This is a genomic window from Massilia sp. 05N420, from assembly GCF_056397205.1.
This window is the reverse complement of the sequence record NZ_JBFTMX010000076.1, coordinates 1-11,687: the sequence shown is the minus strand read 5'-3', so window position 1 is coordinate 11,687 and position 11,687 is coordinate 1. Positions and strand designations below refer to the sequence as shown.

The 11,687-nt window shown below is 60.4% G+C and carries 11 protein-coding genes and 1 pseudogene; 5 read left to right on the top strand and 7 right to left on the bottom strand.

All coding sequences use genetic code 11. The features are described 5' to 3' along the window. Nucleotides 1-211: 211 nt before the first annotated feature. From AC1DIX_RS26955 to AC1DIX_RS26940, 4 genes and pseudogenes are all read right to left on the bottom strand, one after another. On the bottom strand, nucleotides 212-1,117 hold the full coding sequence (locus tag AC1DIX_RS26955) for a class I SAM-dependent methyltransferase (RefSeq protein ID WP_477328337.1): 906 nt from the start codon (nucleotides 1,115-1,117) through the stop codon (nucleotides 212-214). Between the two features lie 122 nt (nucleotides 1,118-1,239). Beyond that, nucleotides 1,240-1,569, bottom strand: a complete 330-nt coding sequence (locus AC1DIX_RS26950; protein ID WP_477328335.1) for a hypothetical protein — start codon at nucleotides 1,567-1,569, stop codon at nucleotides 1,240-1,242. Continuing rightward, a pseudogene (locus tag AC1DIX_RS26945) lies at nucleotides 1,566-1,724 on the bottom strand (IS3 family transposase); the annotation flags it as partial. The gene AC1DIX_RS26950 and the pseudogene AC1DIX_RS26945, both read right to left, overlap by 4 nt. 920 nt (nucleotides 1,725-2,644) lie before the next feature. After that, nucleotides 2,645-4,927, bottom strand: coding sequence for a heparinase II/III domain-containing protein (locus tag AC1DIX_RS26940; RefSeq protein WP_477328333.1), 2,283 nt, complete (start codon nucleotides 4,925-4,927; stop codon nucleotides 2,645-2,647). 66 nt (nucleotides 4,928-4,993) lie between these two features. On the opposite strand from AC1DIX_RS26940, the gene AC1DIX_RS26935 reads away from it, so the two are divergent. Genes AC1DIX_RS26935 through arsH form a run of 3 tightly spaced genes read left to right on the top strand, consistent with a single transcriptional unit; the run spans nucleotide 4,994 to nucleotide 6,750 of the window. Then, a complete protein-coding gene (locus AC1DIX_RS26935; protein WP_477328331.1) occupies nucleotides 4,994-5,290 on the top strand; it encodes an ArsR/SmtB family transcription factor in 297 nt (98 codons plus the stop codon). Nucleotides 5,291-5,307: 17 nt separating this feature from the next. After that, the gene (locus AC1DIX_RS26930; RefSeq protein WP_477328329.1) at nucleotides 5,308-6,030 is read left to right on the top strand and encodes an aquaporin; all 723 of its coding nucleotides are present in this window, start codon (nucleotides 5,308-5,310) and stop codon (nucleotides 6,028-6,030) included. A gap of 3 nt (nucleotides 6,031-6,033) precedes the next feature. Next, nucleotides 6,034-6,750: an arsenical resistance protein ArsH gene (gene arsH / locus AC1DIX_RS26925; RefSeq protein WP_477328327.1), complete on the top strand. Its 717-nt coding sequence runs from the start codon at nucleotides 6,034-6,036 to the stop codon at nucleotides 6,748-6,750. A gap of 1 nt (nucleotide 6,751) precedes the next feature. Here the strand turns inward: arsH and AC1DIX_RS26920 are convergent, their stop codons facing one another. Together AC1DIX_RS26920 and AC1DIX_RS26915 are read right to left on the bottom strand one after the other, a co-directional pair. After that, nucleotides 6,752-6,979 carry a hypothetical protein gene (locus AC1DIX_RS26920; protein WP_477328325.1) on the bottom strand — a complete coding sequence of 76 codons (228 nt, stop codon included), beginning with the start codon at nucleotides 6,977-6,979 and terminating at the stop codon, nucleotides 6,752-6,754. Further along, the gene (locus tag AC1DIX_RS26915; protein ID WP_477328323.1) at nucleotides 6,976-7,785 is read right to left on the bottom strand and encodes a DUF2092 domain-containing protein; all 810 of its coding nucleotides are present in this window, start codon (nucleotides 7,783-7,785) and stop codon (nucleotides 6,976-6,978) included. The genes AC1DIX_RS26920 and AC1DIX_RS26915 overlap by 4 nt, the downstream gene beginning before the upstream one ends. A 253-nt stretch (nucleotides 7,786-8,038) precedes the next feature. Between AC1DIX_RS26915 and AC1DIX_RS26910 the strand changes: the two genes are divergently transcribed. After that, nucleotides 8,039-8,608, top strand: coding sequence for a Rid family hydrolase (locus AC1DIX_RS26910; RefSeq protein ID WP_477328322.1), 570 nt, complete (start codon nucleotides 8,039-8,041; stop codon nucleotides 8,606-8,608). Here the strand turns inward: AC1DIX_RS26910 and glpD are convergent. Continuing rightward, nucleotides 8,574-10,172, bottom strand: coding sequence for a glycerol-3-phosphate dehydrogenase (gene glpD / locus AC1DIX_RS26905; RefSeq protein ID WP_477328320.1), 1,599 nt, complete (start codon nucleotides 10,170-10,172; stop codon nucleotides 8,574-8,576). The genes AC1DIX_RS26910 and glpD overlap by 35 nt on opposite strands. 615 nt (nucleotides 10,173-10,787) lie before the next feature. On the opposite strand from glpD, the gene AC1DIX_RS26900 reads away from it, so the two are divergent. Beyond that, nucleotides 10,788-11,687, top strand: a 900-nt coding sequence (locus AC1DIX_RS26900; protein WP_477328318.1) for a nucleoside-diphosphate sugar epimerase/dehydratase, incomplete at its 3' end; no start/stop codon positions are given.

Below are 11,687 nucleotides of genomic sequence, written 5' to 3'. Positions count from 1 at the left end.
TTGCTGAGTAGCCCAGATCAACCGGCCGTCGTGGCGCAATGCGCCGAGCACGTTGACCTGCTGCCGGTGTGCCAATGGCTCGACTGCGCGGGTCTGGTCGATCCTTGTCCAGCCGCCTCTAAGCGATAATTCACTGCTGAATTTTTCGGCAGCCGTCAATTTCGTATACGAGAAATCGATAACGGACCAGGAATCGTTAATTGATCAGCTCTTACTTAGCCAAACTGTGTTGCTCAAAATCATGAGGTAAATCCTTCATATTATGTTTACTGCCTACACCCGCTTTTGCGATCACGATAATCCCCGGCGCAAAAATCCAACGATTTGCAGTAACAAATGAAAAGGCTGAAGTTATCGAATAGAATACTTGCATCTTAATTGACTGATGTTTGCCCCGACCTGTATCTGGAATTACAGTATTAACTTCGAAACCACTATTTTCAAGTAAACGCGAGATAGACTTAAGCGAGTAACTGACTGTTGCATCTCCTACAAGATTCATATCAGAATTTTGCAGAAAAAATCTCCGTAAGCGCACATAAAGATTTCGATTCGTGATGCGAATCAAGAGAATTCCTTCAGGCTTCATTAGATCGTGTATTCTTGCAAGAATCTCCGTCGGTTTGGCAACACAGTAAAGCGAATCGATAAGGGTCACGACATCTACAGGACTTGTAATGTCATCTAAACTTGATACCGTTTTAAAGCCCTTGTTGTTACAGTATTTAACTAGACCCTGGTTAAGCTCTACTCCGATCGACTGATAACCTCGCTCGGCAGCGACTTCTAAAAGATGACCATAAGCAGAACCAAAATCCAATAAAATACCGGGCTTTGTTGCATCTTGTTTACGGGTTGTCTTATCAATTAAGTCGATGATGTATCTAAAAAAGTTGAGTCGCTGCTCGCGGAAACGACTTTCATTGGTAACCTGTACATAACTAGCGGCATAATAATGATCGTCTAAAAGGCTAGAATCGACTGATCGATAATACAAATCACACTCGCGACATTCATACATCGGCGTTGTAAACTTGCTGTCTCTCGTATAATAGTTGGCTTCACCAATATATTTAATTGGCGAATTACATACAGGACAGGATATTGCATAATTCATTGTGATTTCCTTAGAAAAATTAAAGAGCAACTGTGAAAAAAACGTCGTATCAAGTTTTTGGCTCTATTGAATTTCAAGTGGGTTAAAGTGGACCCGTCCGTCAAGACCCGAATCTATTTAGTTTAAGCTGCACATTCTGTCTTGCATGCAGCTGCTCGGCGCTGCCCCGGTTTTGTTGTTGTCGTTGCTGTTGTCGTTGCTGTTGTCGTTGCTGTTGTCGTTGTTTCTGTCTTTGCTTCTCCACGCGCGCCACCAAATTTGTCCACGATCGTCGCCCCGCCGCCAATGTCCGTTTCGTACACTTCACTTGGCGTGCCGTATCCCAACGACTGGTGCACGCGCTCCTCGTTGTAGAAGATCATGTACGCCGTCAGGCCGAGCATCAGTTCGCCCATGTTGCCGTAGCCGTTCAGATTGAGGTGTACTGTCAATAGCAGACGCTCTTGTTTCAAGCCGCCTGCGGTTGTTTTCTGAAGGATTCAGCAAACAACGCTGGCGGAACGTTGCCAAGGCGTGAGTGACGCCGCTGGCGGTTATAAAAGCTTTCGATGTATTCCTGAATTGCGGCCTGCGCGTCGGCCCGCGTGGCGTAGCGTAGTTGGTGCAGATTTCCTAAGTAGTCACACAAAATTTATCGTGAATTCGCTGCCAAAACCTTTCATCAGGGACTGAATATCATCAAACAGGTCTGCCCCGTTCACGGTAGCGAAGCGGCGCCAGAGGTACTTAGCGTGCTTCCACAGAATCTCGGTGCGATTGAGCTCCGGACTGTACGCCTGGTTGGCCGTTGCTGAGTAGCCCAGATCAACCGGCCGTCGTGGCGCAATGCGCCGAGCACGTTGACCTGCTGCCGGTGTGCCAATGGCTCGACTGCGCGGGTCTGGTCGATCCTTGTCCAGCCGCCTCTAAGCGATAATTCACTGAAAACTTGATCGCCTGGCTGAGGTGTGATTAATGATCCATCGTCGAGCGTTGAGAAATCAATATTGGTTGAAGACCCGGCAACGGCCTGCCATGAGACTCGATCGCTGTAGGTCGTTACGCCGGCATAGGCCATAGTGCTCAACGAAGCAGCGACAATGAAAATTAAAGCAATAGTGCTATCAAGCAAGTTTTTCATGACGCCCCCCTAGTTCTAGAGGTAGATCTATGGATTTTTTAGTCTGGATTTATCCTACTTCAAACTGATTAGGAAGTTAGATATTATGAACAAGGTGCAAGAATAGTGTTGTTTGGCCGCCGCGAGCAACGTTTCACTCGTTGAGTGATGCAGATTAGGATTGATTGGAGAATAGAACAGTGAGATGAAACGTGACTCTGCATTCGCCCGTAAAATTTCGTAGCCGATTGCGACCTAGATACTCGGCGGGAGTGATACGCTGAGGTTGATTATCTAGAAAGCAGAAATAATGATTCCTTCGTCATTGTGAGATAGCCACTTGGGGAAACAGATGGTCGGCGCCGCCGCCCAACACCAATAGCTGGGCTGATTCTGGAAATAACAAAGCCCCGTCAGCCTGAGCGCGCTCAAGATGCGCTCAGTGCCAACGGAGCCGGCCAGCCGCGGTCATTGGCTATCAATCGAACTCGAAAGCCTGTCCGCCAACCGTCACCACGCGCCGGCTCCCTGAACTTTTCACGCTCACGCTCGGACGCCTGCAGCCGACATCGAGCAGCACCAGGAATTCCGCCACCGAGCCGCCATCGTTCTTCAGGTAGAACGCGCCATGGTCTTCCATCGTCCCCTTTTCTCGGCCTCGGTCCGGTCCACCTGGCGAAAGGGGCGTCACCGTTCAGCTCACGCAGGCAGACCGACTGGCGGCCCGACGCGATCTTCACGCTGGCCGGGCTCTCGATCTTCATGACGACCGGCGCGTGCACGTTGAACTCGTAGGTGCGCGGCGCCTTCGACGACAGCTTGTCGCGCACCACGAACGCGTTCGGGCCATGCAGGTACACGACCTGGCGCCTGGCCTGGGTCAGCTGGCCGCCATAGGCCGACGTCGCGTCGCCCTCCGCGTAGTCGTGGTCCGGCTTCACCAAGAAGGCGGTGATGCGGCCGTTGTGCTGCAGCTGTTCGCGGTAGCCGTCTACCAGCTGGCCTTTGCCGCCGTCGAAGGTGATGGCGTTCTGCGACCGGGTCTGGCGGTACCAGTCGCGCCACAGCGGCGATCCGTACCAGTCGTACCAGCCGGCCTTGACCAGCAGCGGCTTGCCGGCCACTGTCAGCAGCAGGCCGTTCTGGTCGCCGTGGCTGTGGTTGAAGGAGCCGTAGGGACTGGATTTGAAGTACAACGAGGCGTCGCCCTTCGAGCCGATGTCGCGGTGGATCGCCACCCAGCCGATGCCCGGGAAATACGCCTCGTTCGACGGCTGAACCTTGCGCCTGGTTCCGGTCACGGGCATCGGATACGGCGCCTCCAACACCGACAGCGCATCCTCGTTCGCCGCCAACTTGCCCGCATACCAGGCGGCGCGCGGCGACACCATGCGATTCGCGAGCGCGCGCAGCACGCGTGCATCGGGCCTGGTCTCGGAGCTATCGCCGAAGGCATGCACGGGCGCGCCCGGCGGGACGAACGCCATGAGGAAATCCAGGAAGCCCACCGTCCACGGCTTGGCGCACAGGTTCACGCCGGTCGCCTGGAGGATCGGATCCCACAATGCGACCATGTAAGCGGCCGTGTACTCGGCGTACGCGGTGCCGTTGGCGTAGCCGCCCTCCTGGCCCGACCAGGGCTCCGGCGTGGCGGCGTAGGCGCGGAAGCTGAAGTCGAACCACTTCTGCGCCTCCGGTACTTCGCCCAGCGCCAGCGTCGAGATCAGCGCCATGTAGCCCTGCAGCGTCACGCCGTGCGAATCGTAGGGATGCTGGTCCATGCGCCCATTGTCGGCGGCCAGGTCCTTGAACATCTCATTGGCGCGCACGCTCACGATCTTCAGCCACCTCGCCTTGCGCTCGGCGTCCAGGTCGCCGACCAGCAGGTCGACCGCTTTTACCAGCGAGAGCGCGATCTGGCGCGTCGCCTGGTCCTGGTTGACATAGCTGGTCGGGCCCGCGGGGTCCAGCGCGGCCAGCTGGTCGCCGCGCTTGAACGCTTCGTTCAGGTAAGCCGGATCCTTCTTCAGGCGCCACAGGATGGCTGCCCCTTCCAGCTGGAGCGACGCTTCGTCGATGCGGTGCGCGATCTCCCTCTGCTGGGCGGCCATCGCCGCCGTCAGCGGCGCAGTGATCACGAGCGGCCAGCGCGCGTCATTCAGGTCGGGCAGCGCCCCGGTCTGCAGCTTCACTACGTTGACCAGGCGGCTGAGGTAAGGGTCCAGGTCCTTCTTCCTGGCGGCGCTCCAGGTGGCGTAGGGCGTGAACGAGGGCGGCAGCGACCGCGGCCGGGCCTTGGCCAGGATGCGCTCGCGCAGCGTGGCATTGTCCGGCACCTCGAAGGCGGTCGACTTGCCGGTGATCGAGAACGCACGCGGCGTCGACCAGTCGTTCGAGCCGGCCGGGCGGACGCGCCATGTGTACTTGCCCGGCGCCAGGGCTTTGGTCGGCAGGTACCAGTTGCGGTCCACGGTCGCGGTGAGCGGCGAACCGCCCTCCGGCGATATCTGGATCTTGTAGCGGGCCGCGCCGCCCGGGTGACGGGCCCAGGTGAAGGTGGGCGGGTTCTGCAGCTGGACCTCGCTGCCGGACGGGTTGGCCTGGACGACAAGCGGATCGGCCGATTGCGCCCAGTCGGCGCGCGCGCTGAACGGCCACAGCAGCGACGACACGATTGCTGCAACAATAATTCCTTTCCGATGCAGTGCCATGTCCTCCCCTGTCAGATGAGCTTACATTTCGACTATACTCGAACTATGGAACCGACCGGAGCACTCATGGACAACAAGGATGCCGTACAGGCCCTGGCCGCCCTCGCCCAGGAATCGCGGCTGGCGGCCTTTCGTCTGCTGGTGCAGGCCGGTCCCGACGGCCTCGCCGCCAGCAGGATTGCGGAAGCGCTCGACGTGCCGCCCTCCTCGCTCTCGTTCCACCTGAAAGAGCTGACCCACGCAGGCCTCATCGCGCCGCGCCAGGAAGGCCGCTTCCTCATCTATGCCGCGCGCTTCGACGCGATGAACGCCCTGCTCGGCTTCCTCACCGAGAACTGCTGCTGCGGCCGTTCCTGCACCTGACCCGGGACCCGACCACTATGACGCTCGCACGAAGACTGGTTGCCGAAGGCCTGGGCACGGCCCTGCTGCTGGCCGTGGTGGTCGGCTCGGGCATCATGGCCGAGCGCCTTGCGGGCGGCAATGTCGCCATCGCGCTGCTCGCCAATACGATCGCCACCGGGGCTGGCCTGGTGGCCCTGATCCTGATGTTCGGCACGATCTCCGGCGCCCATTTCAATCCGGTGGTGACCTTCTCGGAAGCGTGGCAGAAGAACATTCCGGCCGCCGACATCCTGCCTTATGTGACGGTGCAGATCATCGGTGCATTCGCCGGCGTGGCCGCAGCCCATGGCATGTTCGGCGAACCGCTTTACTTCGCGTCCGAACACGTGCGCACTGGCGCCGCGCAATGGTGGAGCGAGTGCGTCGCGACCTTCGGACTGATCGGCGTGATCATCGGCTGTTCCCGCAGCCGGCCAGGCGTCACGCCGTTCGCCGTGGCCGCCTATATCACGGCGGCCTACTGGTTCACGGCATCGACCTCCGTCGCCAATCCGGCCGTCACACTGGCGCGCGCCGCCAGCAATACCTTCGCCGGCATCCGCCCCGTCGACACGCCAGGCTTCATCCTGGCGCAGCTTGCCGGCGCCGCCGCCGCGACCCTGCTGTTCACCTGGCTCTATCCGGCGCCGCCTGCCGGCGCGACGGTCGGCGGCACGGTTGCGCCGGGCGACTTCGCCGATCCACTCTCATCGCGCTGACACATGGACAAGATCCCCGACCTCCCCAACATCAAGCCCGAACTGCTCGACCTGCCGACGCTACAGAAGCTGGAACCAACGCAGGACCTGAGCCACCCGCCGCGCATCCTGCTGCTGTACGGCTCGCTGCGCGAACGCTCCTTCAGCCGCTTCCTGACCGAGGAAGCCGCGCGCATCTTGGAGCACTTCGGCGCCGAGGTGAAGATCTTCGACCCGATGGCGTTGACGATGGTCGGCAGCGTGCCCGAGACCCATCCGAAGGTGGTCGAACTGCGCGAGCTGTGCCTGTGGTCCGAGGGCCAGGTATGGTGCAGTCCCGAGCGCCATGGCGCCATCACGGCCGTGATGAAGAACCAGATCGACTGGATTCCGCTGGAGATGGGCGCGATCCGGCCGAGCCAGGGACGCACGCTGGCCGTGATGCAGGTCTGCGGCGGTTCGCAATCCTTCAACGTGGTGAACACCCTGCGCCTGCTGGGGCGCTGGATGCGCATGTTCACGATCCCGAACCAGTCGTCGGTGCCGATGGCCTACAAGGAATTCGACGACGCCGGCCGCATGCGTCCGTCCGCCTACTACGACCGCGTGGTCGACGTGATGGAGGAGCTGTTTAAGATGACGCTGCTGATGCGCGGCCGCACGGATTACCTGACGGACCGCTACAGCGAACGCAACGAGCGCGCCCGCAAGGCGATCGACCGCCAGATCGAAAAACGCTAGCTCAACAATAATAGACGCCGGCCGCGCAGCGCCGCGCCGTCCGCCGCGCCACGCCGGCATAGCTGACCGGCGTCAGCGGGCGTCCGACCACCGCCTGTGCCGGGGCCAGCAGGCCGGGCGCATCCGACACGCCGGCGCGGTGCGCCGCCTCGAGCGCCAGCCCGGATGCCAGCCCGGATGCCAGCAGGATGCCGAGGGCCGGCCCGAGCCGTTTCAGGGGGATCTTCATGGGCTTCCTTTCGCTTTGTCCGTGGCCGCCCTGAAGATGCCGGGAATGTCGCCCAGTTCCTGGACTTTTTCCGGCGTCAGCTTCTGGGCGCCGGCCGGGATGGCCAGTTTGAAGGTGTCGGCGGCCACCTGGGCGCCGGCCTTCCAGTTCCAGACGTCGAGACGGTACTCCGGGCTGCCTTCCACCTTCCTGCTGGTGATGCTGTAGCGGCAGGGATAGGGGTTCGGTCCCTGGGCGATCCAGATCTGCCAGTCGACCTCGCGCGTGCGGAAGGTCAGGTGGTCGCATTCCACGCCGCGGATGACGCCGCTGCCGAGATCCTTCACCTCGGTAACCTCGGGCATCCATTCCTTGTAGGGATCCGACATCAGCAGGTCCGCGCCGGGCACCGGCCGGTGGTATTTGTCGCGCAGGACGTCGACCAGCTGGTCGACCGTGCCGGCGGCCTCGACCTGGGCAAACATGTTCGAATTCTTGCCGAGCAGGGTCACCGTCTTGCCGTCGAAGCTCATCTCCATATTCGCAAAGCCGCCGCGGCGGGTGACGTGCAGCTTGTCCGGCCGGTTCAGGATGACGTTGCCGGATGCCGCCAGCGTGATTTTCTGCTGCTGGGTGCTGACGATGTCGAGATTCGAATCGAAATCGAAGGCGATCGCCTTTTGCGACGCCAGGTAGTCGGACATCGCCTTGAGCAGGCGTTTGGCATCGGCCTCGTCGGCGTGCGCGGCCGTCTGCACGAGCGCTGCGCACAGCAGCACTGCCCGCACGGCAATGCGGCCGGGCTCGATGTGGCCTTGGCTGGTCATGCTCCCTCCCGTCGCTGAAGTCCTTCCAGTGTAATGAGGATGGGGAGCGCGCCAAGGCAGCCACGGAAACACCGCGGGCGCCTGCTGATGCCTCTCAAATACACCGCTAGTTGGCCGAACCGCGCTGTCAGACGAAAGTCCACAACATCCTGGCGCATGAAGGTTGAGCTGCGCCAAAAACAAGTCGAACTCGCCTGTCGCTGACCGACCTGAAGCGTTTAATGAAGCGCACGTCTCAATCAAGGAGAATCCTATGGACACGAAGCGATTCCTGACGGTGCTGTGCCTTGGCGCGAGCGCCTGCGCGATGAGCGGCTGCGCGACGCCGGCCCGCAAGGTGGTGCTGAGGACCGACAAGATCTATCCGCCGATCGGCCCCTACTCCCAGATGGTCGGGTACGGCAATCTCATCTATTTTTCGGGCTTCGCGCCCTTGAACAAGGCCGGCACCGCGATCGAGGGCAGCACGATCGAGGAACAGACCAAGGTGGTCCTCGACTACATCGGCGCCGGCCTGGAATCGCAGGGGCTGACGTATGACGATGTCCTGTCGAGCACGGTCTACATGAAGGACCTGAACGAATTCGCCGCCATGAACGGCGTCTACGCCCAGTATTTCAAGAAGGACCCGCCGGCCCGCGCCACGATCGAGGCGGCGCGCCTTGCCGCGCGACGCGAAGATCGAGATCGCCGTCGTGGCGGGACGCCGCTGAGGCTCACCTCCCTCAGCGTCCCGGCCATAGTCCAGCGGACATCATTTGGCCAAACGCAGACCATGCCCGGCACTCTCAAGGCGCGGCCGATTCCGGCGCCTGCCCCGTGAGCCGCAACGCCTCGGGCAGATGTGCCGCCGCACCCGCCAGCCAGGTCTCCAGGCGCAGCACAGCTTCCGGGCGCAGTTGCGCCTGCATGTGCAAACCGAGCTTGGTGCGGCGCCACAAGATGTCTTCCGCCGTCCGCGCCCATTCCTGCTTCACCAGCCACTCCGCCTCCACCTCGAACAGTCCCGGCACGATTTCTTCGCCCAGGTCCGCGCAGCCGCGGCAATGGCCCAGCATCGCGCCCAGCCGGGTGCCATAGGCGCGCGCATAGCGGGCTACCAGCGACGGCGGCAGGGCGGCGTACTGCTGCTGGCGCGCCTGTATCCATGCCTTGAGCTCCCGCACTGCTCGGACACTGGGCTGGCGTCCGAACAGGTCGCCGCCGGGCAGGCAGGCCTTGCCGGTCCAGCCGGGCACGCGGCGGCCCAGCGCGGGCGCGATCCAGTCGACCGCCTGCTCGGCCAGCTTGCGGAAGGTGGTGACCTTGCCGCCGAAGACGGAGAGCAGCGGCGCGCCGTCCAGGTTCGTTTCCAGCCTGTAGTCGCGGCTGGCGCTCTGCGCCCTTCCCCCTTCCTCGCCGATCAGCGGCCGCACGCCGGCATAGCTCCACACCACGTCCTGCGGCGCGACCGGCCGGGCAAAGGCACGGTTGACGGCCGCGCACAGGTAGTCGATCTCGGCGGTCTCGATGACCACGCGGTCGAGGTCGCCCTGGTAGTCGACGTCGGTGGTGCCGACCAGGGTGAACTGGCCTTCGTAGGGAATCGCGAACACGATGCGGCCGTCCGGCTGCTGCAGGATATAGGCGCTGTCGTGCCGGAACAGGCAGGGCAGGACGATGTGGCTGCCCTTGACCAGGCGCAGCGGCTGGGCGCGTGCTCCTGGCCCGGTCAGGCCGAGGAAGCTGACGGCCCAGGGACCGGCGGCATTGACTAGGCAACGCGCCTGAACCCGGGTCTCGCCTCCCCGTCCCTGTAGCGTGGCCACCCAGCGCTGCGGCTCGCGCACCAGTCCGGTACAGCGGGTACGGGTCAGCACGGTGGCGCCGTGCTCGCGGGCATCGACGGCGGCCAGCACCACCAGCCGGGCATCGTCGACCCAGGCATCGGAATAGGCGAAGGCGCGCGTGAAGCGCGGCTGCAGCGGCGCCCCGGCCGGGTGCTCATGCAGGGCAAACGTTTCCGAACCGGGCAGGAAGTTGCGCCGCGCCAGGTGGTCGTAGAGGAAGAGGCCGGCGCGGATCAGCCAGGCCGGGCGCTGGCCGGCGCCGGCGGCCTGCGGCATCACGAAACGCAGCGGATGCATGATGTGCGGGCCGCTCTTTAAAAGCACTTCGCGCTCAGCCAGCGCCTTGCGCACCAGGCCGAATTGATATTGCTCCAGATAGCGCAAACCACCATGGATCAGCTTGCTCGACGCCGACGAGGTGTGCTGGGCCAGGTCATCCTTTTCGCACAGTACTACCCGCAGCCCACGCCCGCTGGCATCGCGCGCGATACCGGCACCATTGATGCCGCCGCCCACCACCAGCACGTCGCAATCGATGCATCGTGAACGTTCGCTCATGTTCCACTCTCGTTTTGCAGGATATGGAAATTCTGGATGCCATTTTACGTATGGCAAAAGCTGTGCAAGAAAACGACAAATAGAGTTTATATCGTTGAGTAAATCTTCGCACTAAACCCGTCACCGCCGAACAACGATCTAGTCATGCATATCAAGATTAATTTCTTGGCCTGCCGAAATAAATTATGTAGCTCCAGCTTCAGAGGCCACATCCTGGCGCGTGAGGACAGCGCGATATCCCGACATCTTGTCGATCATATATCCAAAGCTGTCGACACCCAAGTTTTCCTTCTTCTTCCGTAAATTTTCATTCCATTCGGTCACTCATCACTAAGACAGATATTCTTCTGCAGCCTTGAGCCTGATCAAATCGCGAAAACGCTACCTGCGCAAATAATCAACAAATAGAGAAATAGATTTCACGCATTAGCTCTAAAGATATTTTTTCTTGGGATAAATTTAATTTCATAAAAAAAATTTACTTAATTAAATTTATAGAGCAATTCTGAACCCAACATAAGATCCGTCATCATGCCAAGATTAAATAGCGCCAACAATCCTATTGGAATCAAGCACTTGTGCTCCAAGTTGGTTTCACTGCATCGGACAAAGAAAATGGCTTTGATGATCATGGCAGACCTGGTCGCACTGCCGGTCTGCTTTCTCATTGCCCTGTTACTGCAGGGTGGCGGCCAGAAGCTTCTCTTCAGTTTCGGCCCGGGCTCCTATGCATTGATTGCTGCAATTACAATTGCCACGTTTTCCGTGTCAGATCTTTATCGCGCCGTCATCCGCTTTATTGAACATCGCTTGCTTGGCATAACAGGGATATCACTGGCCATCGCTATCCTCTGTGTCTATATTGTCATGGCTTTTATTCACGAGGAAAGCTTTCCACGTAGTACCCTGGCCATTTACTGGTTCATCGTGTTTTCCTATGTTATTGCCTCCCGCATCGGCGTACGAAATCTCCTGCGTCATCAACATGCACATACGGGGTCAGATCCCGAGTTGGTGGCAATCTATGGTGCCGGCGAAGCCGGAGCCAAATTGGCTACCACCATGCGCACCAGCGAGGAATACCGTCCGGTCTGCTTCTTCGATGACAAGCACGCACTGAACGAACGTAAGATCGGCGGCTTACGCGTCTTTAATACCGAGCGCCTGGCGGAAGTCGTCAACACCATGCACATCCGCTCGATCGTCATCGCGATTCCGTCGGTGTCTCAGGAGCGCCTGCGCGACATCATGCAGCGCATGGCCCAGACTGGCGTCAGCACCAAGATCCTGAGCCGTCTGGTGGACCTGGCGGACGACAGGGTCACCTCGCACAAAGCCATCCGCGAACTAAGATTCGAAGACCTGCTCGGCCGGCCGCCGGTGCCGCCGCGCATCGACCTGTTCGCCCGCTGCGTGCGCGGCAAGTCCGTGCTCGTGACCGGCGCCGGCGGCTCCATCGGCAGCGAGCTGTGCCGCCAGATCGTGACCGTCGCGCCGAGCCGTCGCGCCGAGCCG

Coding starts and splice junctions, on each gene's coding strand:
- AC1DIX_RS26920 (WP_477328325.1), bottom strand. CDS start 6,979: ATGAAGATCCCCCTGAAACGGCTCGGGCCGGCCCTCGGCATCCTGCTG.
- AC1DIX_RS26915 (WP_477328323.1), bottom strand. CDS start 7,785: ATGACCAGCCAAGGCCACATCGAGCCCGGCCGCATTGCCGTGCGGGCA.
- AC1DIX_RS26955 (WP_477328337.1), bottom strand. CDS start 1,117: ATGAATTATGCAATATCCTGTCCTGTATGTAATTCGCCAATTAAATAT.
- AC1DIX_RS26910 (WP_477328322.1), top strand. CDS start 8,039: ATGGACACGAAGCGATTCCTGACGGTGCTGTGCCTTGGCGCGAGCGCC.
- glpD (WP_477328320.1), bottom strand. CDS start 10,172: ATGAGCGAACGTTCACGATGCATCGATTGCGACGTGCTGGTGGTGGGC.
- AC1DIX_RS26935 (WP_477328331.1), top strand. CDS start 4,994: ATGGACAACAAGGATGCCGTACAGGCCCTGGCCGCCCTCGCCCAGGAA.
- arsH (WP_477328327.1), top strand. CDS start 6,034: ATGGACAAGATCCCCGACCTCCCCAACATCAAGCCCGAACTGCTCGAC.
- AC1DIX_RS26930 (WP_477328329.1), top strand. CDS start 5,308: ATGACGCTCGCACGAAGACTGGTTGCCGAAGGCCTGGGCACGGCCCTG.
- AC1DIX_RS26940 (WP_477328333.1), bottom strand. CDS start 4,927: ATGGCACTGCATCGGAAAGGAATTATTGTTGCAGCAATCGTGTCGTCG.